Genomic DNA, 26304 nt, shown 5'->3' with positions numbered 1-26304 from the left:
TTCACTATTGACTATTGACTATTCACCTTTTTACCAGCCTGTTCTGTATTCTCTTTTTACAAACTGATTTGCTTCGTCAAAGTTGGTGATTTTCATGTTCTGTGCATCCCACAATAATTTTTTTCGACCAAGATATTTGTCACCCCAGCCTGTAAGCTTCGGATTTTTGATCATCCATGAACGTATTGCAAGATTACCCATCAGAATACTTTCAGTAAACGGACCGGCATATTCAAACGGCGAACTTGTTTCTGCATTACCATGACCCGCAATACAAGCATTTACCCATTGTACGTAATGGCCTTCGGGTACACGTTTCAGTTTTTGCTTAGGTAATTTAGTTTCCTTCATACGACTTGTTGGTAATAAACGTGGGTTGCCGCCATAGCAATCGCACATCATTTTACCTTTTGTGCCTTCGAAAATAACACCACCATCCCAGTTACCCATCTCTTCATCAGGTAATAATTCTGCCGGACGTTGTGGCAACAAACCACCATCCATCCAGGTTACTTTTATTTCACCTTTACCATCTGTACGTGGATAATTCAAATGTATGATGGATGCAGGAGGGCAACTATCAATATATCCGGCTTCTGTCCATGCACCTGTAAATTGGTTTGGCAAACTACATTCTACTTCGTTCGGATAAAGAATGGGAAGTATGCGGTAGATAGGATCCATGATGTGGCAAGCCATATCGCCCAATGCACCTGTACCAAATGCCCACCAGCCACGCCAGTTGAACGGATGATAAGCAGGATTAAAATCTTCATACTTCGATGGGCCGATCCACAGATCCCATTTCATTGTTGAAGGAACAGTGTGTGTACCGCCTGGCTTCGCTAAGCCTTGTGGCCATACCGGTCTGTTTGTCCATGCATATACTTTGGTTACTTTACCAATCAGTTTGGCATCGTACCATTCTTTCATGCTGCGTACACCATCGCCGCTGCCGCCCTGGTTACCCATTTGCGTAACCACTTTGTATTTTTTAGCAGCTTCAGTAAGCATACGTGCTTCATAAATATCATGCGTTAATGGCTTCTGCACATATACATGCTTACCCATTTCCATTGCAGCTAACGTTGCAATAGCATGTGTATGATCGGGTGTTGAAACCGATACTGCATCAATATTGTTCTTTTCCTTCTCCAGCATTTCACGATAGTCGTAATAGAATTTTGCTTTGGAGAAACGCTTCATTGAACCTGCTGCCTGTGCTTCATCAACATCGCAAAGTGCAACAATATTTACCTTGGGGCTTTTTGCAAATTCCGCCAGATCGCTGGCGCCTTTACCACCGGCACCAATGCCTGCAATGTTTAAACGATCGCTTGGTGCAATGTAACCCGGTCCGCCGAGTACATGACGTGGTACAATGAAGAAGCCGGCTGTAGCCATAGCTCCGGTACGGAGAAAGTCTCTTCTCGATTTGTTGCTCATAATAATAGTTGTTTGGATAGATCAGGAAAATAATATCAGGTTGTTTTGTCGAAAGAGATACATTCTTTCAATTCCTTTTCGGTATATGAAAGTCCGTATTGCTTCAACACATCATCAGGTACACCGTTCCATTGGTTTGGAGTGTTACCCATGTAACCAAGGTCTTTTACACCAATTTGTGAAGTATAAAATCCTGTTGCTGTTAAGTTGCGCATGAGGTTAAAGAAAGCAACACCCTGTTTCATTTCGGGTTTTGCTTTTTCGGGATAAGCAATATCATCAACGATTGCTGTTTGTTGTTTACTGTCGCAATCCACAAATGCTTTTTCAAAACGTTTGCTGCTTTCCAGGTCGAGCCAACGCAAACCACCACGCATAGGTGTTTGGTGTTGCGGCATGTCTTTTACAATAAACTCAATAAAATCGGGCACCCCTGCTTCTGTTGCACTGCCGCTTACATCATCTTTAGGTATGATGATGTCGGCCAATACAGCAATGGTTGCCAGTTCATGTTTACTGAAGTAGGTTTCGGCCATCAGTTTGGCTTCGATCTCTGCTTCAACTTTTGTACGGTCGATGGTACTTGCAGGAGTTGATGAAGTTGCATTTGCTTTTTCATCAGCTGTTTTACAGGCATCAACCAATACCGATGATGCAACTGTACCAACAAGAATGGCTCTAATGGAATCTCTTCTTTTCATATGTAACCCCCTAAATCCCCCTGCAGGGGGACTTTTAGCTTTGTGCATTAATTTAATTTCAAATAAATACTCATCTTTTGTTTTTCAATTCATCAATAATATCTGCAATTCGTCTGATCACTTTTTCTTCATCTTTAAATATCTGTTCATTTGTAAATCGTACTACTTCATAACCCCACTCATTCAGATTTTGTTCCCGTATCGCATCATATTCTTTTACTTCAGGTTTGTTATGTATACCACCATCTGCCTCTATAACGAATTTCAGTTTGTGACAATAAAAATCAGCAATGTAGTTTTTCAAAGGATGCTGACGTCTGAATTTAAAACCACCGATTCCTTGCTTTAAATGAGACCAAAGTTTTTGTTCAGCTACAGTCATATTTCGCCGTAACTCTTTCGCAAGTTCGAATACAATTGGATTAGCGCCTTCAAACATCTCACCATACTTCTTGCCTAAATCTTCGCTTGGTTGTTGTTTCATATGTTGAATCTTGTTTTGTTGTTCATCAACCATTCAACAGTCAGCAAGTCCCCCTCAAGGGGGATTTAGGGGGCTACAAATTCCCCTTCTTCAATTCACTAACAATATATTCGCTTGCACGCATGCTCAATGCAAGAATGGTCCAGGTAATATTTTTATCGGCCTGCGATACAAAGGCAGCACCATCTACCACAAACAAATTTTTACAATCGTGTGCCTGGTTATTTTTATTCAATGCACTGCTCTTAGGATCGTTGCCCATACGTGCAGTACCGGCTTCGTGAATAATTTTTCCGGGAGCTTCTAAACCGTAACTGTTTTCCGGACCATCATCGCCACCCCATGTAATAACTGCACCCATGTTGTGCATGATTTCTTTAAAGGTTTCCTTCATGTGTTTGGCCTGTTTAATTTCATGTTCACTCCACTTTACATTAAACTTCAACACCGGAATACCGTACTGATCAACAACCTCCGGATCAATAGCACAATAATTTGTTTCAACAGGTATTGCTTCACCACGACCAGCCATACCCACGTTTGCTCCATAGAAGAAACGCATGTCTTCTTTCAACGATGCACCGTAGCCACCCGCTTCTTTCTGTTTACCTGCAACAGCGTATTTACCGTTGAGCATTTGAATGTTCATTCCAAAACCATACGCAGGTTGACCCATGCCGCCCCAATATTCAATATGATAACCACGGGGAAAATCAAGCTTTTTATTATCTAACCACCAAGGGCTGTAAATATGCGCACCACCTACACCATCTTCGTTATACTTTTTACGGCCAAACAAAGTTGGTAAGTAGCCGCCCAAAGCAGCACCTGTACTATCGTGCAGATATTTACCAACTACGTTGCTGCTGTTGGCTAATCCGTTTGGATGACGTTGCGATTTTGAATTGAGTAATAAACGTGAAGTTTCGCAGGCACTTGCAGCAAGTATCACCACTTTACCTTTTACCTGGTACTCGTTCAAATCATCTTTGTTTACATAACTAATGCCTGTTGCCAACCCTTCTTTATCAGTTAACACTTCACGTGCCATGGCGTTAGGAATAATATCTACATTACCTGTTTTTAATGCAGGGTATATTAATACGTTGGTAGATGAGAAATCGGCTTTTGCCACACTACAGTTACGGCCGCATTGCGAACAGTAAAAACATGCACCTCGTTCTGTAGTGCTTTCAATTTTCTTTGTAAGAATTGATAAACGTGAAGGAATTACTTTAACACCTGTTTGTGTTGCTGCATTTTTAATAAACAATTCGTGCAGGCGAGGTTTAGGTGGCGGAAGAAAATAACCATCCGGATCATTTTCTAAACCTTCATTTGTACCAAAAATACCAATGAGTTGATCTACACGGTCGTAATACGGTTTAATGTCTTCGTAACCAATTGGCCAGTCATCGCCTAAGCCATCAATACTTCTGCGTTTAAAATCTTTCGGACCAAAACGAAGAGATATACGACCCCAATGGTTGGTGCGCCCGCCGAGCATACGTGCACGAAACCAATCCCATTGTGTGCCTTGTTCTTTTGTGTATGGTTCGCCGTCAATTTTCCAGCCACCATAACACGCATCAAAATCACCAAAGGGACGGTGCTGCGTACTTGCACCTCTTCGTTTACTTTCCCACGGACCTTTTAATTGTGTAACATTTTTTTGCGGATCGTACATGGTGCCTGCTTCGAGCAAACACACTTTTAATCCTGCCTTGCTTAATTCGTAAGCAGCCATACCGCCACCGGCTCCGGAGCCTACAATTACTACATCATACGTTTTAGGCTGAACTTTTACCTGGAAATCTCCCATGACATGCAATTGGTTTGAAGGTTCTAAAGGTAATGACAAAATGAAAACAACAAATTCTAATTACACCTGCCCATTGGCCATTCCTGTAAATAAGGTTGTAATATAAAATAGTATCAATGAACTGCAATACAGGTTTGATATTCATTAACATTTCAAACGTTTGCAAGCAGCCACCGAAAAAAATTAAGGTTTACACAATGAATAAATACCCTAAATTTAAAACCTCGATTGCGAAGGCAAACAAAATAAATTACAAAAACCAACCACAACGATTGCAGCATGAATTCGATCAACCGTAACCAATTATTTATAGGAAGCTGTCTTGCTTTATTAGTTACTTCACTTTCATTTGGTATAAGAGCTGGCATCCTTGGTAAACTTGGAACTGATTTTAATTTGAATGCTACTCAACTGGGTACAATTGCTGCAACAGCATTCTGGGGCTTTCCGCTGGCTGTAATTATAGGAGGTCTGGTAGTTGACGTTATTGGAATGAAACGCTTGCTTGAAATGGCGTTTTTCTTTCACCTTGGCGGTATACTTCTTACCATTTTCGCCGGTGGTTTCTGGAGTTTGTTTTTTTCAACATTATTAATTGGTATAGCCAATGGTACTGTTGAAGCCGCTTGTAATCCTTTAGTAACAACTTTATACCCCGATAAAAAAACCACCAAGCTAAACCACTTCCATTTATGGTTTCCCGGTGGTATTGTTATTGGTACGTTGATCAGTTTTTATTTCTCGAAGTTTAATATCGGCTGGCAAGTACAGGTAGGCACAATGCTGATACCTACTCTCATTTATGGATTCCTGTTTTTGAAATTGAAGTTCCCTGTTACAGAACGTGTAGCTGCAGGTGTAAGCACAAGTGAGATGTATAAATCATTGGGAAATCCATTATTCCTGTTTATGATCATCTGCATGTTTGGTACAGCAATAACCGAATTATTTACAGGCCAGTGGATCGATGTGTTGCTCCGTAATGTAACCGACAATGCCCTTCTCATTCTTACTGTAACTACATTGGTAATGGTTATTGGGCGAGGTTTTGCAGAACCAATCGTTCATCGTCTTTCGCCAACAGGCGTGCTGGTTATTTCCGCTGTTTTATCTGCAGCAGGTTTGTATTTATTAGGACACAGCAGTGGTAACACGTTGTTTGCAGGAGCAATAATATTTGGAATGGGTGTTTGCTTTTTTTGGCCAACAATGCTGGGTTTCGTGGCAGAGTATTTACCTAAAACGGGTGCTGTTGGATTAAACCTGATGGGCGGTGCAGGCATGTTCGCTGTTTCGGTTTACATGATGTTTATGGGTAAGTTTTATGATGAAAAACTCATAGCCAAACTTCCTGCAAATGCGAGTCTTGCTGATTACAGTGCTGCTGCACCAGATTCTGAAATGGGCAAAGCATTGGCACAGGCAAAAGTTACTGCCGGTCCTGAAATTATCAATGCAACGCTTATTATACCTATTATATTAACTGTTGCCTTCACCGGCTTATACTTTTACATGCGTGGCAAAAGCAAACAAACATTAACAACAGCATAAGATGTTCTTAGCACAGAAATATCCTACATTTAAAACCCCGATAACGATTAGCAGGCTTTAGCAATTATGCTAAATTCTTTTGGGACTACAACCAACCAACTTAAACCCGATTGTGCATGACTTCGACCACCCGTTTACAATTATCCATCATGATGTTCCTGGAGTTTTTCATCTGGGGTGGATGGTTTGTAACACTGGGAACGTTTTTAAACAATAACTTATCAGCAACGGGTGCGGAATCGGGACAGGTTTTCTCTACGCAATCATGGGGTGCTATTATTGCTCCGTTTATTATTGGTTTAATTGCTGATCGTTTTGTAAATGCAGAAAAAATTCTTGGCATACTGCATCTTATAGGTGCAGTGTTAATGTACCAGATGTACAGCGCCGATAATATTGCAGTGTTTTATCCTTACGTATTAATCTATATGATCTGCTACATGCCTACGCTGGCATTGGTAAACTCAGTATCCTTCAACCAAATGAAAAATCCTGAAAAAGAATTTTCGGTGATCCGTTTGTTTGGTACTGTGGGATGGATAGCTGCCGGTCTGCTCATCAGCTTTTTGTTTCATTGGGATTCAGCAGAAGGTACAAAAGAAGGTTTGCTGAAAAACACTTTCCTGCTTTCCGGTGCGGCATCATTAGTGCTTGGCCTGTTCAGTTTTACATTGCCAAAAACACCACCGAAAGGAAAAGGCACAAAAGTTACTGTAAATGATATTTTAGGTTTGGATGCTTTAAAGCTGTTGAAGGATAAAAATTTTCTCATCTTTTTTATCTCATCTATCCTTATTTGTATTCCACTTGCCTTCTACTATCAAAACACAAATTCATTTCTTTCGAGCATAGGTGTAGAAAATCCTACCGGCAAAATGACCATTGGACAAGGATCGGAGGTACTCTTCTTATTGTTATTGCCTGTATTCTTTAACCGATTTGGGTTTAAAAAAACAATTCTGGTTGGTATGCTTGCATGGGCTGTACGTTATGTATTGTTTGCTTACGGTAATGCAGGAGACCTCACGTTCATGTTACTGATAGGAATTGCTCTGCATGGTATTTGCTATGATTTCTTTTTTGTATCGGGCCAGATCTATACCGACTCTAAAGCAGGTGAACAACACAAAAGTGCAGCACAAGGTTTAATTACACTGGCTACTTATGGTTTAGGTATGCTCATTGGTTTTGCTGTAGCTGGAAAAATTACAGACAGCTACAAACTTGCAGACGGTACGCTGGATTACAAAATGGTTTGGCTTATTCCGGCAGGTATTGCTTTTGCTGTGTTCCTGATCTTTGCATTATTATTTAAAGACGAAAAAACAAATAAGACCGCATAATTGTATAAAGTAAGTATTCATGTCAAATCAATCATCGAGAAGAGAAGCTATTAAAAAATTTGCAGCAGCCACCGTTGCTGTTACTGCAGGCAATGTTGTAACAGGTGGTACAATTGAAAGAGTTATGGGAGAAGAACAGTATAAATTAAAAGGTAACATCAATCATTCTGTTTGTAAATGGACACATGATTTTCTTTCGCTTGAAGAGTTGTGCATGGAAGTAAAGAAGATGGGCTTTTCTGCTATTGATCTTCTTACACCAAGTGAGTGGCCCGTTGCCAAAAAACATGGCATCCATGTTTCCATGTGCTATACCAATGGTAAGGTTAGTTTAACCGAAGGATGGAATAACAAAAAAAATCATCCGCAATTGATCGCACAGTTTACCGAAGCTATTCCATTGGTAGCAGAAGCAGGTTATCAAAATCTTATCTGCTTCAGCGGTAACCGTAATGGTATGGACGATGAAACAGGTTTGCAGAATTGTGTGGAAGGTTTAAAACAAATAATGCCATTGGCAGAAAAGCACAATGTCATCATCCAGATAGAAGTGTTTAACAGCAAAGTAGATCATAAAGATTATATGGCTGATAATACAAAGTGGACCATTGAATTATGCAAACGTCTTGGTTCGCCCAATTTTAAAATACTGTACGATATCTACCATATGCAAATCAGCGAAGGCGATATCATCCGCACCATCAAACAAAACCATCAGTACTTCGGTCATTATCATACAGCAGGTGTTCCCGGCCGTCATGAAATCATCGAAAACCAGGAATTGTTTTATCCGGCGATTATGAAAGCGATTGTTGAAACAGGTTACAAAGGATATGTTGCACAGGAATATATTCCTACCGGTAAAACAAAAGAAGAAAAGCTGGCTGCTTTAAAAGACGCCATCAAACGATGCGATGTATAACACGTATTATTATTTGATAATTATCAAGCAAACAATCATTCAAACCAAATACATTTAATCTTAAACTTGTCATATGCCTGAAAATAATGTGTACGATGCCATTGTTATTGGCTCTGGTATCAGTGGTGGTTGGGCCGCCAAGGAATTAACCGAAAAGGGTCTCAAAACAATTATGCTTGAGCGTGGTCGTAATATTGAACACATCAAAGATTATGTGAATGCTACCAAAGATTCATGGGAGTTTCCGCACAGAGGCGCAAGACCAACGCAGCAAATGATTGCTGATTATCCTGTGTTAAAGCGTGACTATCCCTTAAACGAAACGGTACTGGATTATTGGGTAAAGGATAAAGAATGTCCTTACACCGAAGAAAAACGTTTCGACTGGTATCGTGGTTATCATGTTGGTGGCCGTTCGCTTATGTGGGGCCGTCAGAGCTATCGTTTCAATAAATGGGATTTTGAAGCAAATGCAAAAGAAGGCATTGGAGTAGATTGGCCTATCCGTTACGATGATATTGCTTCGTGGTACAGCTATGCCGAGCGCTTTGCAGGCATCCAGGGAACAAAAGATGGTTTAGAAGTATTACCTGATGGTGATTTTATGCCGGGTATGGAACTGAACTGTGTAGAGAAAGAAGTGAAGCAACGTTTGCTCGATCATTACAAAGGTACACGCCACATGATCATTGGCCGCAGTGCCAATCTTACACAGGCGCATAATAACCGAACCAATTGCCAGTACCGAAACCGTTGCTGGAGAGGTTGTCCGTTTGGTGGTTACTTCAGTACACAATCTGCAACCTTACCTGCAGCAATGGCAACAGGTAATTTAACCTTGCGTCCTTTCTCTATTGTTACAAAAATTTTATACGATAAGGATAAGAAGCGTGCAACAGGTGTTGAAATACTTGATGCAGAAACAAACAAAACCTACGAGTACAAAGCGAAGATCGTTTTCGTTTGTGCATCGGCATTTAACTCAACATGGGTGTTAATGAACTCTGCAACCGATGTATGGGAAGGTGGTTTGGGCAGCAGCAGCGGGGAGTTGGGTCATAACGTAATGGATCATCATTTCCGTTGCGGTGCAGGTGGTAAAGTAGAAGGCTTCAGCGATAAGTATTTGTTCGGTCGCAGACCAACCGGTATTTACATTCCACGCTTCCGGAATATTTATGATGATAAGCGTGATTACCTGCGTGGCTTCGGTTACCAGGGAGCTGCAAATCGTGGACGTGGTATGGAAGTGGCCGAATTAACCATTGGTGCAGAACTGAAAGATGCATTAAGTATGCCGAGCGATGATTGGGGAATTGGCATTACTGCCTTTGGCGAAATGCTTCCTTATCATGAAAACAAGATCTCACTCGATAAAACAGTGAAAGACAAATGGGGCTTGCCTGTTTTAAAAATGGATGTAGAGATCAAAGAGAATGAGAAGAAGATGCGTATTGATATGATGAACGATGCAAAAGAAATGCTGGAAGCTGCAGGTGTGAAGAATGTAAACACCTACGATTCGGGTTATGCACCGGGCATGGGTATTCATGAAATGGGTACTGCCCGTATGGGTCGTGATCCGAAATCGTCTGTACTTAACGGCAACAACCAAGTGTGGGATGCGCCCAACGTTTTTGTTACAGATGGTGCATGTATGACATCTGCATCTTGTGTAAACCCTTCTTTAACCTACATGGCATTAACAGCACGTGCTGCTGATTTTGCAGTTAAAGAATTGAAGAAAGGCAATCTTTAATTGATCGTTCATGGCAGATAATACATTTGATGCAATTGTAATCGGGTCGGGCATCAGCGGCGGCTGGGCAGCGAAAGAACTTTGCGAAAAAGGTTTGAAGGTGCTGATGCTGGAGCGTGGTGCTGAGCATAAACATATCACCGATTACAAAACGGCAACAAAAATGCCTTGGGAGTTTGAGCATCGTGGCAAAACAACTCAACAACAAAAAGAAGATTACCCGGTTATACACCGGGGCTGGGCAGCCAACGAACGTGTAATGGATGCATGGACGAATGAAAAAGATTCGCCTTATACCGAAGTAAAACCGTTTACCTGGTGGCGTAGTTATCGTATGGGAGGCCGTTCCGTTTTATGGGGCCGCCACAGTTATCGTTGGAGCGAACTGGATTTTGAAGCCAATGCAAAAGATGGCTTTGGTGTTGACTGGCCTATACGTTATAAAGACCTTGCACCGTGGTACGATCATGTTGAACGTTTTGCAGGTATCAGCGGTTCGGTTGAAGGATTGCCTTATTTACCCGATGGACAATTTCTTCCACCCGTTCCGTTGAATATTGTAGAAAAAGATGTAGCAGCAAAGATCAAAGCCTTCTATAAAGGTGAGCGACATATGATCAACAGCCGTGTAGCGAATATAACAGTGCCACACGATCAACGTCCCGGTTGCCAGTTTCGTAACCGCTGCTGGGAAGGTTGTCAGTTTGGTGGTTATTTCAGCACACAGTCTTCTACATTACCTGCTGCCGTAAAAACAAACAACTTAACAGTTCGGCCTTTGTCAATCGTAACAAAAATTCTTTACGATAAAGACAAGAAAAAAGCAACGGGTGTTGAAGTGCTTGATAGCATGGATAACAAAACCTATGAGTTTAAAGCAAAGATTGTTTTCGTTTGTGCATCGGCGTTAAACTCTACCTGGTTGTTATTTAACTCAGCTACAGATATATGGCCCGGCGGTTTAGGCAGCAGCAGCGGCGAGTTAGGACATAATGTAATGGATCATCATTACAACCTTGGTGTAAGCGGCGAAATAGAAGGTTATGAAAATGTAACAGAATTTGGCCGTAGACCTGCCGGATTTTATATCAGCCGTTTTGCAAATACACCCGGCGATAAAAACCGAAGCTTTTTACGTGGGTATGGTTACCAGGGAAGTGCAAGCCGGCAAGGTTGGGGAAGAGTGGTTGCAGAACTGAGCATTGGCAGCGAACTAAAAGAAGCATTGACAGAACCCGGCGGCTGGCGCATTGGTGCAACAGGTTTTGGCGAAATACTTCCTTATCATGAAAACAAAATTTCATTGGATAGTGAAGTAAAAGACAAATGGGGATTGCCTGTTTTAAAAATGGATGCTGAAATGAAGGAGAACGAACTGAATATGCGCAAGGATATTAAAGAAGATCTGCAGGCCATGTTTGAAGCGGCAGGTGTAAAGAATATTTCTACGTATGATTCAGGACATGCCATGGGCCACGGTATTCATGAAATGGGTACTGCACGCATGGGTCGTGATCCGAAAACAAGTGTACTCAACGGCAACAACCAAGTGTGGGATGCACCGAATGTATTTGTTACCGATGGCGCATGCATGACCAGTTCATCCTGCGTTAATCCATCATTAACTTACATGGCATTAACTGCACGTGCTGCCGATTTTGCTGTGAGTGAATTAAAAAAAGGAAATCTATAACTATTATTATCAATCATTTTTTAAACAATTTTTTATATGAACCGTCGTGATCTTCTAAAACAAATTGCACTCCTTACAGGTGGTGCTGTTATTGGTGGCGAATTGTTTTTAGCCGGTTGTAAAACAGGTGCAAAAGCCGATGCAGGTTTTACTGCAGCCAATATTTCCTTGCTCGATGAAGTGGCAGAAACCATTATTCCTGCTACATCAACGCCTGGTGCCAAAGCAGCCAAGGTTGGCGAGTTTATGAAAGTAATGGTAACCGATTGTTACACACAAAAACAACAGGATGCTTTTGTAAACGGTATTGGCGAACTGGATGAAGCCTGCAAAAAAATGCATAGCAAGGCTTTTATGGAATGTACGCCTGAGCAACGCAAAGCTTTTTTAGTAAGCCTTGAAAAAGAAGCGAAGGAGTTTAACCAGAAACGTGATGATGCAGATAAGCCATTGCGTGAAGAGCATAAGAAAAAGAATGAAGCGCTTGCGTGGAAAGATCAGACCGAGTTTGAAGGATCGCCAAGTCATTATTATACCATGATGAAGCAATTAACATTGCTCGGCTTCTTTACATCAAAAACAGGTATGACAGAAACGTTACGTCATGTTTCTGTTCCTACCAAGTACGATGGAGCTTACCCTTACAAAAAAGGCGATAAAGCCTGGGCTGAGTAATTATTCTGTATAAGCAAACTATTTAATATCCTGCAGGAACAACCTGCATAAAACGATTTGAATTAAAATGAGTTACAATCGCAGATCATTTTTAAAAACGTCGGCTGCAGCAACAGCCGGTATTACATTGGCAGGCTTGCCTTTATTTTCCTGTGCTGCTGCACCTGATGCCGCAAAACTTAAGTACGGACTTCAATTATACACTGTACGGAACGATGTAGCTAAAAACCTTGCAGGTACATTGGATTATGTAGCAAAAGCAGGTTATACGCAAATTGAATTGTATGGCTTTGATGGAAAAACATTCTTTGGCAAAACGCCAAAAGAATTCAAAGCAATGTTCAACGATCGTAACCTTGTTTCACCAAGTGGTCATTACAATTTCGGGCCGGTACTCAGCAGCGGCAATCTCGATTTCTGGAAAAAAGTAATTGAAGCCGGAAATGAAATGGGCAATTCCTATGCTACTATTCCATGGTTAGATGCAAACCAACGTGGTGCCGATGCGTTACCAAAACTCGTTGAGTTGGTAAACAAAGCAGCAGAAATTACCAAAGCAGCCGGTATGAAACTGGCTTATCATAACCACGATTTCGAATTTAAAAAACTGGACAATGGTAAATCGTTCCTCCAGGTGTTGCTCGAAGGAACAGATCCCTCAATGGTTGAGTTTGAACTTGATCTTTACTGGAGTTCGTTCATGAACGAAAATGCAGTTGAATGGTTCAACAAATACCCTGGTCGTTTTACGCAGTGGCATGTAAAAGATGCAACGGTGAATGCTAAAGGTCAAAAAGAAAGTACACAGGTAGGTGATGGTACTATCGACTTCAGCAGCATTTTTGCACACAAGAAAACTGCAGGCTTACGCTTTGCTTATGTAGAGCAGGAAGCCTACACCATGCCCGAAGAAGAGTGTATTAAAAAGAGCATTGCATACATGAAGAAGAAAAAGTGGGGCAATAAATAAGCAACATTTTTCTATTTATAGTTTGAAGCCGTTTCAGCAAGACTGAAACGGCTTTTTTTTGACCTTTCGTGAAGATTCGTGTAATTCGTGGTGGCTTTTTTTATTACATTCAAATATGAAACAATTACTCCTGCTTACAGCGCTGCTGTTTTCATTATCCTCTTTTGCACAAACAAACGATGAACAGCAGATACGTTCAATTTTATCTGCACAAACAACATACTGGAACAAAGGCGACCTGGATAATTTTATGAAGGGTTACTGGAACAACGATTCATTGATGTTCATTGGCAAAAGCGGTATTACTTACGGCTATAACAACACACTGGAGAATTATAAAAAAGGTTATCCCAACCGTGATGCAATGGGTACACTTACATTTCCTTTCATTCAGCTAAAGCGTATTTCTGCAGATGCGTATTTTGTAATTGGTCAATGGCATTTAGCAAGACCCAAAGAAGGTGATGTAGGCGGGCATTACACATTGCTGTTTAGAAAAATAAAAGGCCAATGGTTAATTGTAGCCGATCACAGCAGTTGATATAGTTTCAAAATTAAGCTGCTGGCTTTTTTGTTTTACAACTTCCCTTTCCACAAACGATAGTAGTAATAGATCAACCCGGCAAGCGAACCAAGAAAAACGATGTAATAAATAATGTTGCCGATAGAGGGTGTGCCTTCAAAGAAACCCCAGTTAAGATACAGCCCAAAGGTCATGTGCAGCAACATAAACAGCATGCCAACCGAAACAGTTTGTACAATCCGTTTCAGAAAATCCTGTGTTTCCGGTTCCATGCCGCTCATACTGTATAATTTTCAGCGAAAGTTACGAACATAAAAAATGCTGTTGCACAAACTGTACAACAGCATAATGTATAAATTGTTTTCTTAGAGTGTAAAGCGAATAGCGAAACCACCCCAGTTGGCGTTAAAGCCGTTACGGGTACCACTGCCCAATTCAAAACTGGGTTGCCAGTCGAGCGCCAGGTTCAATGGCATATTGGTGAATTTATAATCAATACCAACTACCCCATCAATACCAACAGCTGTAATGCCTTTGTACAAGCCCACATGCGCACCCGGACCAACATACCATTTCAATGCACCTTCGGAGCTGAGGTTGCCATGTATTTCGTACAAACCTGTAATACGTGTACCATAACGATCAAAGAAACCAATAAACTCCAACGCATTATTGTCTTTAATAAATGTTTTAATTGACACACCACCACCTGTCCACAGTTTAGCACCAATGGCTGTTTTATATTCAGGACTGTTTGCTGTTTCGTTTTGTGCCTGTGCAACGTAAAAGGCGGAGCTGAGAAGAATAGCCAGGAAAAGTTTTTTCATACAAGTCATTTAAGTATTAAGACGAATAATTGCCCGTTCTGGTCGCAAAAATAAATACTATTTCAAAAGCAGTTGTTGAAATTCTGTGCTATCGCCATTGAACACATTAAAATCAACCTTACCTGCAATACCATTTACCCTTCCGCTTTCGCTGTGTTGCCAAAAATGCCAGTTGCGTTCAATACGTGGTGCAACAGGTCGTAAATAATGTGCCACCCACAACGGATATTCATCAAAAGCACCATCGAGGTACTTTGTATAAAAATCGGCATTGGTGTAAATGATCGGTTTTATACCGTACGCCAATTCCGCAGCATACAAAAAAGCTTTTACACGTTGTTGTAAAACTGTTTTTGATACACCATAGGTTTGTTCAACATCTAAAACAGGTGGCAGATCGCCGGGTGTAAGTTTTACTTTCTGTATAAAATTTTTTGCCTGGTTGGTACCATCTTTTGTGGCAATAAAAAAATGATACGCTCCTCTTGTTACACCTGCTTCTTTTGCATTACGCCAGTTGCGTTTAAAATGAAAGTCGGTACCAATTAACCCTTCTGTTGCTTTAATAAATGCAAAGCCCACCTGCACACCTTCTACATTCATTGCCTTTACTGCATCCCAGTTAATGGTTTGCTGGTAGCGGCTTACATCAATACCATGCACAACATAATTCGATGGAATTTCAATACCAAACTCACGGTAACGTATTTTACCCGCCTGCCACTCGAGCCACCAGTTACGGCCATAGAGAAATGCTCCTGCCAAAAACACCAGCAGAATAATGATCCAGGGCAGGAAACGCAACGATTTCTTTTTCTTACGGGCCATAAAGAGTTGCAAATCTACTTTCCGCAAAGCGCAAAAAAAGAGTTCGGCCTGTTTTTAATTTTTTATTGACAGATACCGGTGTGCAGATAAAATTTACAGTTCGGTTACTGCTGCTTATTTTGCAGCATGCTATGGCTGCTGTTTACATGCTGTTTGTTGATGCCTTATACAGTATTGCTGTTGTTGTACCGCTATTGGTGGAATAAAACAAAGGACATTGCAGCAACAAATGAGTTTACTGCAACAACACGCTTCAGCATTTTAATTCCTGCACGTAACGAGGAGCAGAATATTACAGATTGCTTGCGATCGATTGAACAACTGAACTATCCTAAAGAATTAATTGAAGTAATTGTTGTGGACGATTTCAGCGATGACGCCACAGTTGCAACTGCCCGTCAATTTCCGTTTGTAAAAGTGATTGAACTGAAAGACCAGCTCAGCGAAAAGATCAACTCCTACAAAAAGAAAGCAATTGAAGCCGGTATTGCAGCTGCAACAGGCGAATACATTGTTACTACCGATGCCGATTGCATTGTTCCTGTAAACTGGTTACGCAATTTTGCATTCATCATTCAACAGCAACCAACCGTTTTTATTGCTGCACCTGTTGACATGAAAGAAGAAAGCTCTGCAATTAAAGTATTTCAGTCGCTTGATTTTTTAAGTCTGCAGGGCATTACTGCCGCTTCGGTTGCTGCAGGTTTTCACAGCATGTGTAATGGTGCCAACCTCTGCTACCGTAAAGATGCCTTTTATGCAGTGGATGGTTTTAAAGGCGTAGATCATATTGCCAGTGGCGATGATATGCTGCTGATGCATAAACTGTACAAACAATACCCGAGCGAAGTGCATTACTGTAAAGCGGCAGACAGCATTGTTCTTACCAACCCTGTTGAAACAGTTGCAGCATTCTTTCGCCAACGAATCCGTTGGGCCAGCAAAGCCGACAAGTATGATGACAAGCGCATTTTTGCTGTGCTGCTGTTGGTATACCTGCTCAATGCATGGTTACTGGTACTTGCAATAAGTTGTTTATTCATCAATAATAATTTGCAATTGCTGTTACTGGCGTTGGGTATTAAAACAGTTGCCGAACTGTTTTTCCTTTTTCCGGTTGCAGGATTTTATCAAAAAACTAAACTGTTGTTATGGTTTCCGCTTGCACAGCCTTTTCATATTGTGTACACTGTTATTGCGGGTTGGCTGGGTAAGTTTGGTAAGTATGAGTGGAAGGGAAGAACAGTGAAGTAAGAAGCTCCTGATGAATCGAATAATTAATTAGCTTCATTTCTTTTTCAGATGGCAGTAACAGAACAATCCTTCACAAAAACATTTTGGAAAAAACTGCGCCGTAACAAAGGCGCTGTGTTTGGATTGATTGTGATTGTACTTGCTATCATCACAGCCTTGTTTGCATACGTACTCGCTCCCGATGCAACGCCCGATGCCAACCGTATTATTGTAGAAATTGCAGCAAAAAAGCCGGGCTATCAGCAACAGTTTTTTCTTTTAGATAAAGAAGCAAATGCGGGCGGCAGTTTGCTGTTTGGTAAAGATGATGCAGTGCAATACATTCCTATTACCGCTTACAGCGCTTTCAAAGACAGTATTGAGGTAGATAAATATGTGGATGATGGCGTTACTGAAAAATTAAAATTCGCATTAAACGGCAGGGATTATCATGAAGCTGTTACCAACAAAACCTTTTGGTTAGGTACCGATAAGTTTGGCCGTGATATTCTCAGTCGCCTTATTGTTGGTGTACGTGTAAGTTTAAGTGTTGGATTGATTGCTGTACTCATTTCACTAACTGTTGGCATTTTTCTCGGTGCAGTGGCAGGCTACTTTCGTGGCTGGATAGACGAAGCCATTCTCTGGTTGATTAATGTAGTGTGGAGCATTCCTACTTTGCTGTTGGTATTTGCCATTACACTTGCATTGGGTAAAGGTTTCTGGCAGGTGTTCATTGCCGTTGGTTTAACCTTATGGGTAAACGTTGCCCGTTTGGTGCGTGGACAAATACTCAGCATTCGTGAACTGAATTATATTGAAGCAACTAAAGCCATGGGTTTTTCGCATGGCCGTACAATTTTTAAACACATTCTTCCAAACATTATGGGTCCGGTAATTGTTATTGCTGCAAGCAACTTTGCCAGTGCCATTGTTATTGAGGCCGGACTTAGCTTTCTTGGGGTAGGTGTGCAGGCACCACAACCAAGCTGGGGATTGATGATCAAAGAAAACTACAACTTCATCATCACCAATAATCCTATGTTGGCCATTGCACCGGGTATTGCTATTATGCTACTGGTGCTTGCTTTTAATTTGTTGGGAAACGGATTGAGAGATGTGCTGGATGTAAGGAATTAATGCAGATCCGTCGCCTCAACAAAGGAGAGGTTGCATGAGCGAAAGGCTGTATTAATTTTAAGAGATGTCTCGTTCCTCGACTTGACGAACAGACTTTCCTTTTTCCCAACATCAACCGTTTGCGGTCTATGAGCAATCCTAAACTTGATTTATCTTTCCTAACGATTGCTGCCTCGTGCAGTTAGTCCATATAAACCAACCCAGCTGCACATGTCTATTTCAAAACCACGGTTAAGCTTTTGGCAAATCATCAACATGAATGTTGGTTTCTTCGGCATTCAGTACAGTTTTGGTTTGCAGCAGAGTGCCGTTAATCCCATCTACGATTTTCTTGGTGCAAAGCCCGACGAAATTCCATGGCTTAATCTTGCAGGGCCACTCACCGGTTTAATTATTCAACCCATTATTGGTGCGTTGAGCGATAAAACGTGGCATCCCCGTTTTGGCCGGCGTACACCTTACTTTTTTATTGGTGCAATGATCTGTAGCATTGCATTGTTCCTTTTTCCCTTCAGCAGTGCATTGTGGATGGCCGCCGGCTTATTATGGATACTTGATGCCGGTAACAACACAGCCATGGAACCTTACCGTGCATTTATAGCCGATAAGTTAGATGCATCGCAACAACCAACCGGTTTCCAGGCACAGAGTTTCTTTACTGGCTTTGGTCAAACATTGGCCAACATATCGTTGTTTATTTTTCCGTTGATCTTTATTGGTAAAACAGGTAAGCTGCCTACATGGGTTTTTGCTTCCTTCTTTTTAGGTGCTGTTTGTTCAATCGGTTCTATCTGGTGGAGTATGCGCACCACACCCGAAATTCCGCCAACAGAAGAAGAGCTGCAAACCCTCAAAGAAAAAAACAAAGGCATGCCACATCCGGTTGTGCAGTTTTTTCTTTCCATCATTACTACCGTTGTTGCGTACATCATTATTGCAATACTGCTCATTCCTTCTTTGTTTGTAAAAGGATTGCTACGTAAGCTTATTCGTTATACCGAAGAACATCCAACACTAAAAATCATTTTTGCACAGAATATTGAAATTGTTGATGCCATCATTAACATGCCGAAAGTAATGTGGCAGTTGGCATTGGTGTATTTGTTTCAATGGTATGCGTTGTTCTGTTACTGGCAAAACTCTTCAAAAAGCATTGCACTGTCTGTTTGGAAAACTTCTCCGGAACAGGACAGTGACCTTTATGAAAAAGCAGTTAGCTGGACCGGTCTTGTAAACGGCTGGTACAATGTAATTACGTTTGCAAGTGCTTTTGTGCTGGTGTACTTCGCCAAAAAATATTCGCCCAAGCTGGTACATTTTGGTTGTTTGGTACTTGCAGGTATCGGCTTATTATTCTTTCCGTTTATTGAAAACAAGTACCTGTTGTTTCCTGCCATTACCGGCTTTGGTATTGGCTGGGCAAGTATGATGGGTATTCCTTACCTCATTGTGGTGAGTAAAATTCCAAAAGAACGTTATGGTGTGTACATGGGTATTATTAATATGATGATCGTTATTCCCATGTTCATCCAAACAACCACGTTCGGTTTTATTCTCAAGAAATTTCTCGGCAATCATTCCGGTAATGCCATTGCGTTTGCCGGTGTGCTTTTATTAATTGCGGCATTACTTACATTATTCATAAAGGCCGGTAAACCTGCAGCGGATACAACTGTATCTTTTGCAGGAGGTCATTAAACCAGTTGTATGAGTTACCTGCGTATAGGATTGCTTTTACTGATCGCTGTTTGGTTGCTTGTTTCCTGCAAAGAAAAAAATACAGCAACAAAACAAACAGCCATGCAAAACAAAACCTGGTGGAAGGAAGCGGTGGTGTACCAGATCTATCCCCGAAGTTTTAAAGACAGTGATGGCGATGGTATCGGCGATATCAAAGGCATCATCTCCAAACTCGATTATATACAGTCGTTGGGTATTGATGCAGTATGGCTCAATCCTATTTACGAATCGCCGAACAAAGACAATGGTTACGACATCAGCGATTACAGAAATGTATCGAAGCAGTTCGGCAGCATGAACGATTTTGATACACTGCTTGCAGGATTTCACCAGCGGGGTATTAAAGTGTTTATGGATCTGGTGGTGAATCATTGCAGCAACGAACATCCCTGGTTTAAAGAAGCAAGCAAAAGCAGAAACAGTCCATACTATAATTATTTTCATTGGTGGCCTGCAGAAAAAGGTGAGCCGCCTTATCGTTTCAGCATTTTCGATGAAAAAGGTTATGGATGGGAATTTAACAAAGCAACCAACTCTTACTACCTGCATTACTTCGGCGATTTTCAACCCGATCTTAATTGGGAAAATCCAAAGCTTCGGCAGGAAGTGTATGACATTATGAAGTTCTGGAGCAAAAAAGGTATTGATGGCTTCCGTATGGATGCATTGGCCTTTATTGCAAAAGATACTACATGGCCTGCGCTTCCTCCTGAGTACAATGGTGTTTGGGTGATGTATTATGCAAGTGGTCCGCACCTGCACGATTACATTCAGGAAATGAACAAAGAAGTATTAACGCCTTACAAACTTGCAACTGTTGCAGAAGCAATGGGCGATGTACCACGGGTGAAAAAGTTTGTAGATGAAGACCGCAACGAGTTAAACATGGCGTACAATTTTGAAGCAATTGATTTTGGTTACTTACCTAATGAATATAAAATGCCTGACCCCCAAGGATGGGATCTTGTAAAATGGAAACAGATCTATAAACGTTGGGACAGTGCGTTTACTGAAAAAGGATGGGGTACGGTTTATCTCGCCAACCACGATCAGCCACGAATGGTTACACGTTGGGGAAATGATGCACCGGAGTTTCGTGAGCTGTCGTCAAAAATGCTTAGCACATTTATTCTTACCATGCGTGGTACTGCATTTTATTATTTCGGCGATGAAATAGGTATGAACAATATCAAGTTCGACAAAGTAGAAGATTATAACGATGTGGAACTGCATACCAACTACGCACAGGTAAAAGCAAAAGGTGGCGATCTGAAACGTTTTCTCGAGGGCATGAAAATTTCCTCCCGTGATAACGGCCGTACACCTATGCAATGGGATAGTACAAGCGGTGCAGGTTTTACATTGGGTAATCCCTGGCTAAAGATCAACCCGAATTATACAACTGTAAATGTTGCTGCTGCAGAAGCAAATCAAAACAGTGCATTACATTATTTCCGTAAGCTCACCACACTACGCAAAGCAAACGAAGCATTGCAGTACGGTGCATTTACTTTGGTTGATGCAGATAACCCCGATGTATTTGCTTACACCCGCACACTCAACAACAAAACTTTTTTAATACTGCTCAACTTTAAAAACAAAACAGCAACGTTAAAAACAGGTATGGATTTGAGCAAAGGAAAAACCTTACTCAACAACTACGGATCAACAAATGCATCAGAAACATTACAACCGTACGAAGCATCGGTAATTGAATTTTAACCTGTCCTAACTATTTTGATTATGAATAAAATTCTTTGCATTGGTGAAGCGCTCATCGATATGATTTGTACCGACAAAGGAAAGTCGTTATCGGACGGTGAACATTTTTTAAAAAAGCCGGGTGGGGCACCAACCAATGTTGCAGCAGCCATTGCTGCCTTAGGTGGCGATGTGGACCTGAGTGCCAAAGTGGGCAGCGATCCGTTTGGCGATCATCTTATACAGGTGATGCAGGATTTTCGTGTAAACACCAATCATGTTATACAGGATAAAAAACATTTTACCACGTTTGCCTTTGTATCGTTAATGGAAAACGGCGAACGTGATTTCTACTTTAACCGTGGTGCCGATGGTGAGTTGAACAAACAGGATGTAGATCGTATTGATCTTACTAATTACTCCATTATTCACTTTGGATCTGCAACAGGCTTTTTACCCGGACCATTAAAAGAAGCGTATGCAGGCTTGTTGAGCCGTGCATTGAAACAGCAGAATTTTGTAAGCTTCGATCCAAACTATCGTCATCTTTTATTTAAAGACAACCAGGATTCATTTATCCTGCAATCCTGGTACTTTATGCAGCACTGTCATTTCTTTAAAGTGAGCGATGAAGAAGCACTGATGCTATCGAAGAAAAATACAGTTGATGAAGCTGCTGCATATTTTCTTGAACAAACCAATGCTGTTTTTGCCATTACGTTGGGTAAAGATGGTACACTGCTGGGAATGAATGGTGCAACCTGTGTTATTGACAGTATTGCCATTACACCTGTTGACACCACAGGTGCAGGCGATGCATTTACCGGAGCAGTATTGTTTCAATTACGCAATTACAGTTTACACGAAATAAAACAGTTGCCTGCTGAAGAATGGATAAAGATCATCATCAACGCCAACAAAGCAGGAGCCCGTACCTGCGAATACCTCGGCGCTATGGAAGCCTTTAAACATTTAAGCAGCGACATTTTCAATTAAGTTTTATGTACACATTCGGCGTTCACGAACATATTAATGCATTACTGAAGGAACAAAAAATTGATGTTGGTGGTGAAGACAACTTGTTTTACACCCGCATGCTGGCAAATACTGCCCCCATTCTTGAATTGTATCTGCAGTTATACGAACATCATCCATCAGCCGAGTTGTTGTTTGATGATGTGGTGAAAACAATAATCGTTGCTTATCAAAAAAGAACGGCTGTTCTAAAACAACGGGATATTCAAAAGCTGGAAAAAGAATACTGGTTTCTCAGCAATGAAATAAACGGGATGAGTTTGTATGTTGATCGTTTTGCAGGAAGCTTAAAAAACATGCAAACCAAGCTGGATTATTTCGAAGAGCTTGGTATAAACTTTTTACACCTGATGCCGATTTTTGAAAGTCCGGCTAATGAAAGTGACGGCGGTTATGCAGTTTCCAATTTTCGTAAAGTAGATGACCGTTTTGGATCGCTGGAAGATCTGTTGCAGTTACAGGAAGAAATGCGCAAACGTAACATGTACCTCATGCTCGATATTGTGTTGAATCATACTTCGCACAAACACGAATGGGCCATAAAGGCGAAAGCAGGTGAAAAAAAATACCAGGATTATTTTTATTTCTACAACGACCGCAGTGTACCCGATCAATACGATCGTACCATGCCCGAAATTTTTCCTGAAAGTTCGCCGGGCAACTTTACCTATGTGCCTGAATGTAACAAATGGGTAATGACGGTGTTTCATAATTACCAATGGGATTTGAATTATACCAATCCCAATGTGTTTATTGAAATGCTGGATACCATTTTCTTCTTTGCCAACTTAGGTGTAGATATTCTGCGCATCGATGCGCCTGCATTTATCTGGAAACAACTTGGCACTACCTGTCAGAATTTACCACAAGCTCATACGTTGTTGCGTTTAATCAAACAATGTGTGCAGGTTGCAGCACCGGGCATGGCGTTGCTGGGCGAAGCCATCGTTGCACCGAAAGAAATTATGAAGTATTTCGGCAATGATCATTACACAGCACGTGAATGTGATTTTGCATACAACGCAACACACATGGCTTTGCAATGGGATATGCTTGCAACAGGCGACACCAAAGTAATGTTGGCTGCTCAACACGAAATTCTAAAAAAGCCTTATGGCACATCATGGATCACTTACACACGTTGCCACGATGATATTGGTTTGGGTTATGACGATGCAATGATTGAGCAGGCGGGCTTTGAAGCTTATGCGCATCGCAGGTATCTGAAAGATTATTATTCGGGAACACATCCGGCTTCACCTGCTGTGGGTGCATTGTTTTCCAGCAATCCTAAAACAGGCGATGCACGCATCAGCGGTTCATTGGCATCGTTATGCGGATTGGAAAAAGCAATTAACAACAACAGCTCAAAAGATATTGACGAGTCGATCCAGAAAATATTGCTGATGCAGGCACATAGTTTTTTCCTCGGTGGTGTGCCCATGCTATTTTATGGCGATGAGATCGGGTATACAAATGATTATTCTTATTTAAACGACAAAGGAAAAAGTTATGATAACCGTTGGATGCATCGTCCTGTGATCGACTGGCAAAAGAACGAACGCAGAAAACAGGAAGGAACTGTTGAACAACGCATTTTCAATTCAACAAAAAAATTATTAGCAATCCGTAAGCAACTTGATTTTGTAAGCGATCAAAGTAATCTTACCTGGATAACGCCACACAATGTGCATGTAGCTGCATACATACGTGAAAGCAACAGCAAGCGATTATTTGCTGTATTTAATTTTGCAGGCAGCGTTTCCTTCCTAACCTGGTTTGCATTTAAAGAAAAAGGCAATGCGCCATCATCTTTGTTCGATCACTGGAGTGGAGAAACCTATGCAGTTGGCAACGATCATGAATTTTTTGTGTTACCGCCATATGGGTTTGCTCTGCTGGAGGGATAAGCAAGAAACCTTCTGTTTTACTACTTATTAAAAGTATCTCTCTCTTGTGGGGTGAGATGATAGTACTCCGAGTATTCGGCACATTGTAATTTTATAAACAGCCTTAAATCGTCATGTCGAGGAACGAGACATCTCTGAAAATTAAAGTTGCTTACCTACTTTTAAACTAACTGAAACTTTAGAGATCTCTCCTGCGTCGAGATGACGACACTCCTATTTTTTAAGTACTCAAACTAATTTTCAGAGCCGTCAGGTCAGCTCGTGCTGAGCATTTTTTTAAACGACGAGAGAAGAATATTCCCAACAATCTCCCCCTTTACTTCAACAGCAATTTCATTGTTGTATTTGTGCAATTGCAAACGACCTTTAAAAATACTGGCCGTATCTGCAATTAAAAAAGTTTCCATTGCTTTCTTCCGTTCAATACGACAAACATATTCTTTGCTGTTTTCATACACAACAAAACGAAGTTTGCCGTTGTAGGGTTCAACAGAAAAACTGAGTGTATTGTTCAAACGAATATTATTCATACTTCTTCATCAAAGCTAGTAAAACGCCGTTGGTCCACCCAAAACCATCCTGACCTGCATATTCACCACCACCTGCTTCCAGTTGCGTGTTCACCACATTGTATTTTTCCATTAGCTTCCCTGTTCTTGCAAACACATCTTTATTCAGCTTTATCCAGCGCTTTGCAACATCGGCAGCAAGCAACTGATGCCCGTAATTCTCCAAGCCCACAATACTCATCCATTGCAACGGAGCCCAGCCATTCGGCGCATCCCATTGCTGCCCTGTTTCGTAGAGCGTAGTAAGCAAGCCGCCATCTTTTAAAAACAATTGCTGCAATGCTGCTGCAACCGCATCGGCTTGTTGTTGCGTTGCAATGCCAACGAACAAAAGAGTTGCTGTTGCAAGTGATTGTACACTTGTGCAACTGTTGGTAACTGTATCGTAATCGGTAAACAATTGCAGACTTTCATTCCAGCAATATTTAAGAATGGCTTTTTTTCTTTTTTCTGCTGCAATTGCAAACAACCCGGCATTTGTTTCATCATTCGACATGCTGTTTACTTTTGCAAGTAACTGCTCCAGGTTAAACAGCAGGCAATTCAAATCAACCGGAATTATTTCTGTTGTATGAATTGTTGAAAAATCATTGATGTTGCTGAACCAACGGCAACTGTAATCCCAGCCCGACTCTGCACCTGCACGCAAATGCGCATACAATGTATCTGCAGGTTGTGTTGCCGCATGTGTTAACTCCACATCTTCCCGGTACGATTCAGGTCTTGCAGTTGTGTATGCATCGCAATAACGGTTCAATACTTCGCCATCCTTCATCAGCACAACATGTTTTTCAAAACGATGCGTAGTTGATAACAGTTCGTTTCCTTTCATCCAGAAAGCATATTCTTTCTCCAACGCATCTTTGTACTGCACTAAAATTGCTTCGCCTTTCACTTCCGCCAACAACTGCAGCATGAATGAATAGAACGGTGGTTGTGAACGACCAAGATAATACGTTCTGTTTCCGTTCGGAATAAAACCGATGGTTCGGATAAGATGTGTAAAGTTGTTGACCATGTTCTCCAGCAAATCAATACGTCCCGATTCTCTTAAACCCAGCATGGTAAAATAACTGTCCCAATAATATACTTCACGAAAGCGACCACCGGGCACCACGTATGCATTAGGCAACGGAAGCAATGATCCCTTTTGGGCAAGATCAGGCTGTCTTGTCAATTCATACCACAATGCATCAATATGTGCAACTATCTCTGTTTGTGTTTCGTGCTCTCCAGTTACATTTTGTTTTGGCAGTACAAAATATTTTTCAACAAACTGTTGCAGGCTAAAATTTGTTTTTTGTTTTTCAGCTGCGTATTGCTGTAAAATAAAAGTGGGCGGTGCAGCGGGCACACAATCCACAAATGTTTTTCCATCTTCAAAAATGCGGCTCATCTGCACATCTTCGAACAATGGATGCATTTCAAAAAG

At 41.2% G+C, this 26304-nt stretch carries 23 protein-coding genes; 14 read left to right on the top strand and 9 right to left on the bottom strand.

The window, feature by feature from the left end:
• Nucleotides 1–30: 30 nt before the first annotated feature.
• The 4 genes from ESA94_RS10620 to ESA94_RS10605 all read right to left on the bottom strand — a co-directional run bounded on the left by ESA94_RS10620 (nucleotide 31) and on the right by ESA94_RS10605 (nucleotide 4453).
• Nucleotides 31–1446, bottom strand: a complete 1416-nt coding sequence (locus tag ESA94_RS10620) for a Gfo/Idh/MocA family protein (RefSeq protein ID WP_129130863.1) — start codon at nucleotides 1444–1446, stop codon at nucleotides 31–33.
• 35 nt (nucleotides 1447–1481) lie between these two features.
• Nucleotides 1482–2147, bottom strand: a complete 666-nt coding sequence (locus ESA94_RS10615; RefSeq protein ID WP_129130862.1) for a gluconate 2-dehydrogenase subunit 3 family protein — start codon at nucleotides 2145–2147, stop codon at nucleotides 1482–1484.
• A gap of 70 nt (nucleotides 2148–2217) precedes the next feature.
• Nucleotides 2218–2631, bottom strand: coding sequence for an endonuclease domain-containing protein (locus ESA94_RS10610; protein WP_205755952.1), 414 nt, complete (start codon nucleotides 2629–2631; stop codon nucleotides 2218–2220).
• A gap of 73 nt (nucleotides 2632–2704) precedes the next feature.
• Complete coding sequence (locus tag ESA94_RS10605) at nucleotides 2705–4453, bottom strand: GMC oxidoreductase (protein WP_129130861.1); 1749 nt, start codon at nucleotides 4451–4453, stop codon at nucleotides 2705–2707.
• A 279-nt stretch (nucleotides 4454–4732) separates the two neighbouring features.
• Between ESA94_RS10605 and ESA94_RS10600 the strand changes: the two genes are divergently transcribed.
• The 8 genes from ESA94_RS10600 (at nucleotide 4733) to ESA94_RS10565 (ending at nucleotide 13907) form a co-directional block, all read left to right on the top strand.
• The gene (locus tag ESA94_RS10600) at nucleotides 4733–6004 is read left to right on the top strand and encodes an MFS transporter (RefSeq protein ID WP_129130860.1); all 1272 of its coding nucleotides are present in this window, start codon (nucleotides 4733–4735) and stop codon (nucleotides 6002–6004) included.
• A gap of 116 nt (nucleotides 6005–6120) precedes the next feature.
• Nucleotides 6121–7347, top strand: coding sequence for a nucleoside permease (locus ESA94_RS10595; RefSeq protein WP_129130859.1), 1227 nt, complete (start codon nucleotides 6121–6123; stop codon nucleotides 7345–7347).
• A 19-nt stretch (nucleotides 7348–7366) separates the two neighbouring features.
• Nucleotides 7367–8269 carry a hydroxypyruvate isomerase family protein gene (locus ESA94_RS10590; protein ID WP_129130858.1) on the top strand — a complete coding sequence of 301 codons (903 nt, stop codon included), beginning with the start codon at nucleotides 7367–7369 and terminating at the stop codon, nucleotides 8267–8269.
• Nucleotides 8270–8342: 73 nt separating this feature from the next.
• Entirely contained in the window at nucleotides 8343–10028 is a 1686-nt protein-coding gene (locus ESA94_RS10585; protein ID WP_129130857.1) for a GMC oxidoreductase, read from the top strand.
• Nucleotides 10029–10038: 10 nt separating this feature from the next.
• Complete coding sequence (locus tag ESA94_RS10580) at nucleotides 10039–11721, top strand: GMC oxidoreductase (protein ID WP_129130856.1); 1683 nt, start codon at nucleotides 10039–10041, stop codon at nucleotides 11719–11721.
• A gap of 36 nt (nucleotides 11722–11757) precedes the next feature.
• On the top strand, nucleotides 11758–12396 hold the full coding sequence (locus tag ESA94_RS10575; protein ID WP_129130855.1) for a gluconate 2-dehydrogenase subunit 3 family protein: 639 nt from the start codon (nucleotides 11758–11760) through the stop codon (nucleotides 12394–12396).
• A gap of 67 nt (nucleotides 12397–12463) precedes the next feature.
• The gene (locus tag ESA94_RS10570; protein WP_129130854.1) at nucleotides 12464–13366 is read left to right on the top strand and encodes a TIM barrel protein; all 903 of its coding nucleotides are present in this window, start codon (nucleotides 12464–12466) and stop codon (nucleotides 13364–13366) included.
• Between the two features lie 115 nt (nucleotides 13367–13481).
• Nucleotides 13482–13907, top strand: a complete 426-nt coding sequence (locus ESA94_RS10565) for a YybH family protein (RefSeq protein WP_129130853.1) — start codon at nucleotides 13482–13484, stop codon at nucleotides 13905–13907.
• Nucleotides 13908–13942: 35 nt separating this feature from the next.
• On the opposite strand, the gene ESA94_RS10560 is transcribed toward ESA94_RS10565, so the two are convergent.
• The 3 genes from ESA94_RS10560 to ESA94_RS10550 form a co-directional block, all read right to left on the bottom strand.
• A complete protein-coding gene (locus tag ESA94_RS10560; RefSeq protein ID WP_129130852.1) occupies nucleotides 13943–14170 on the bottom strand; it encodes a hypothetical protein in 228 nt (75 codons plus the stop codon).
• 84 nt (nucleotides 14171–14254) lie between these two features.
• Nucleotides 14255–14716 (bottom strand): hypothetical protein, encoded by a 462-nt coding sequence (locus tag ESA94_RS10555; protein WP_129130851.1) that lies wholly within the window; start codon nucleotides 14714–14716, stop codon nucleotides 14255–14257.
• A gap of 57 nt (nucleotides 14717–14773) precedes the next feature.
• Nucleotides 14774–15544 carry a glycoside hydrolase family 25 protein gene (locus ESA94_RS10550; protein WP_129130850.1) on the bottom strand — a complete coding sequence of 257 codons (771 nt, stop codon included), beginning with the start codon at nucleotides 15542–15544 and terminating at the stop codon, nucleotides 14774–14776.
• A 159-nt stretch (nucleotides 15545–15703) separates the two neighbouring features.
• Between ESA94_RS10550 and ESA94_RS10545 the strand changes: the two genes are divergently transcribed.
• The 6 genes from ESA94_RS10545 (at nucleotide 15704) to ESA94_RS10520 (ending at nucleotide 24303) form a co-directional block, all read left to right on the top strand.
• The gene (locus ESA94_RS10545; protein ID WP_164972704.1) at nucleotides 15704–16798 is read left to right on the top strand and encodes a glycosyltransferase; all 1095 of its coding nucleotides are present in this window, start codon (nucleotides 15704–15706) and stop codon (nucleotides 16796–16798) included.
• Between the two features lie 48 nt (nucleotides 16799–16846).
• The gene (locus tag ESA94_RS10540) at nucleotides 16847–17917 is read left to right on the top strand and encodes an ABC transporter permease (protein ID WP_129130848.1); all 1071 of its coding nucleotides are present in this window, start codon (nucleotides 16847–16849) and stop codon (nucleotides 17915–17917) included.
• 210 nt (nucleotides 17918–18127) lie between these two features.
• The gene (locus ESA94_RS10535) at nucleotides 18128–19615 is read left to right on the top strand and encodes an MFS transporter (RefSeq protein ID WP_129130847.1); all 1488 of its coding nucleotides are present in this window, start codon (nucleotides 18128–18130) and stop codon (nucleotides 19613–19615) included.
• A gap of 9 nt (nucleotides 19616–19624) precedes the next feature.
• Nucleotides 19625–21379, top strand: a complete 1755-nt coding sequence (locus ESA94_RS10530) for a glycoside hydrolase family 13 protein (protein WP_240671029.1) — start codon at nucleotides 19625–19627, stop codon at nucleotides 21377–21379.
• A gap of 21 nt (nucleotides 21380–21400) precedes the next feature.
• On the top strand, nucleotides 21401–22354 hold the full coding sequence (locus ESA94_RS10525; protein ID WP_129130846.1) for a carbohydrate kinase family protein: 954 nt from the start codon (nucleotides 21401–21403) through the stop codon (nucleotides 22352–22354).
• Between the two features lie 5 nt (nucleotides 22355–22359).
• The gene (locus ESA94_RS10520; protein ID WP_129130845.1) at nucleotides 22360–24303 is read left to right on the top strand and encodes an alpha-amylase family glycosyl hydrolase; all 1944 of its coding nucleotides are present in this window, start codon (nucleotides 22360–22362) and stop codon (nucleotides 24301–24303) included.
• 254 nt (nucleotides 24304–24557) lie between these two features.
• Here ESA94_RS10520 and ESA94_RS10515 read toward each other — a convergent pair whose 3' ends face one another.
• Nucleotides 24558–24833: a hypothetical protein gene (locus ESA94_RS10515; protein ID WP_129130844.1), complete on the bottom strand. Its 276-nt coding sequence runs from the start codon at nucleotides 24831–24833 to the stop codon at nucleotides 24558–24560.
• Nucleotides 24826–26295 carry an alpha,alpha-trehalase TreF gene (gene treF, locus ESA94_RS10510; protein WP_129130843.1) on the bottom strand — a complete coding sequence of 490 codons (1470 nt, stop codon included), beginning with the start codon at nucleotides 26293–26295 and terminating at the stop codon, nucleotides 24826–24828. Before treF ends, ESA94_RS10515 begins: the two co-directional genes overlap by 8 nt.
• Nucleotides 26296–26304 lie beyond the last annotated feature (9 nt).

Source organism: Lacibacter luteus (genome assembly GCF_004118265.1).
Lineage (GTDB): Bacteria > Bacteroidota > Bacteroidia > Chitinophagales > Chitinophagaceae > Lacibacter > Lacibacter luteus.
The sequence above is the reverse complement of the archived record's forward strand: the minus strand, read 5'-3'. Positions and strand labels throughout refer to the sequence as shown.

What these genes read in the sequence shown, in the direction of transcription:
- ESA94_RS10620 (WP_129130863.1), bottom strand. Translation starts at nt 1,446, where the DNA reads ATGAGCAACAAATCGAGAAGAGACTTTCTCCGTACCGGAGCTATGGCT.
- ESA94_RS10615 (WP_129130862.1), bottom strand. Translation starts at nt 2,147, where the DNA reads ATGAAAAGAAGAGATTCCATTAGAGCCATTCTTGTTGGTACAGTTGCA.
- ESA94_RS10610 (WP_205755952.1), bottom strand. Translation starts at nt 2,631, where the DNA reads ATGAAACAACAACCAAGCGAAGATTTAGGCAAGAAGTATGGTGAGATG.
- ESA94_RS10605 (WP_129130861.1), bottom strand. Translation starts at nt 4,453, where the DNA reads ATGGGAGATTTCCAGGTAAAAGTTCAGCCTAAAACGTATGATGTAGTA.
- ESA94_RS10600 (WP_129130860.1), top strand. Translation starts at nt 4,733, where the DNA reads ATGAATTCGATCAACCGTAACCAATTATTTATAGGAAGCTGTCTTGCT.
- ESA94_RS10595 (WP_129130859.1), top strand. Translation starts at nt 6,121, where the DNA reads ATGACTTCGACCACCCGTTTACAATTATCCATCATGATGTTCCTGGAG.
- ESA94_RS10590 (WP_129130858.1), top strand. Translation starts at nt 7,367, where the DNA reads ATGTCAAATCAATCATCGAGAAGAGAAGCTATTAAAAAATTTGCAGCA.
- ESA94_RS10585 (WP_129130857.1), top strand. Translation starts at nt 8,343, where the DNA reads ATGCCTGAAAATAATGTGTACGATGCCATTGTTATTGGCTCTGGTATC.
- ESA94_RS10580 (WP_129130856.1), top strand. Translation starts at nt 10,039, where the DNA reads ATGGCAGATAATACATTTGATGCAATTGTAATCGGGTCGGGCATCAGC.
- ESA94_RS10575 (WP_129130855.1), top strand. Translation starts at nt 11,758, where the DNA reads ATGAACCGTCGTGATCTTCTAAAACAAATTGCACTCCTTACAGGTGGT.
- ESA94_RS10570 (WP_129130854.1), top strand. Translation starts at nt 12,464, where the DNA reads ATGAGTTACAATCGCAGATCATTTTTAAAAACGTCGGCTGCAGCAACA.
- ESA94_RS10565 (WP_129130853.1), top strand. Translation starts at nt 13,482, where the DNA reads ATGAAACAATTACTCCTGCTTACAGCGCTGCTGTTTTCATTATCCTCT.
- ESA94_RS10560 (WP_129130852.1), bottom strand. Translation starts at nt 14,170, where the DNA reads ATGAGCGGCATGGAACCGGAAACACAGGATTTTCTGAAACGGATTGTA.
- ESA94_RS10555 (WP_129130851.1), bottom strand. Translation starts at nt 14,716, where the DNA reads ATGAAAAAACTTTTCCTGGCTATTCTTCTCAGCTCCGCCTTTTACGTT.
- ESA94_RS10550 (WP_129130850.1), bottom strand. Translation starts at nt 15,544, where the DNA reads ATGGCCCGTAAGAAAAAGAAATCGTTGCGTTTCCTGCCCTGGATCATT.
- ESA94_RS10545 (WP_164972704.1), top strand. Translation starts at nt 15,704, where the DNA reads ATGCCTTATACAGTATTGCTGTTGTTGTACCGCTATTGGTGGAATAAA.
- ESA94_RS10540 (WP_129130848.1), top strand. Translation starts at nt 16,847, where the DNA reads ATGGCAGTAACAGAACAATCCTTCACAAAAACATTTTGGAAAAAACTG.
- ESA94_RS10535 (WP_129130847.1), top strand. Translation starts at nt 18,128, where the DNA reads ATGTCTATTTCAAAACCACGGTTAAGCTTTTGGCAAATCATCAACATG.
- ESA94_RS10530 (WP_240671029.1), top strand. Translation starts at nt 19,625, where the DNA reads ATGAGTTACCTGCGTATAGGATTGCTTTTACTGATCGCTGTTTGGTTG.
- ESA94_RS10525 (WP_129130846.1), top strand. Translation starts at nt 21,401, where the DNA reads ATGAATAAAATTCTTTGCATTGGTGAAGCGCTCATCGATATGATTTGT.
- ESA94_RS10520 (WP_129130845.1), top strand. Translation starts at nt 22,360, where the DNA reads ATGTACACATTCGGCGTTCACGAACATATTAATGCATTACTGAAGGAA.
- ESA94_RS10515 (WP_129130844.1), bottom strand. Translation starts at nt 24,833, where the DNA reads ATGAATAATATTCGTTTGAACAATACACTCAGTTTTTCTGTTGAACCC.
- treF (WP_129130843.1), bottom strand. Translation starts at nt 26,295, where the DNA reads ATGCATCCATTGTTCGAAGATGTGCAGATGAGCCGCATTTTTGAAGAT.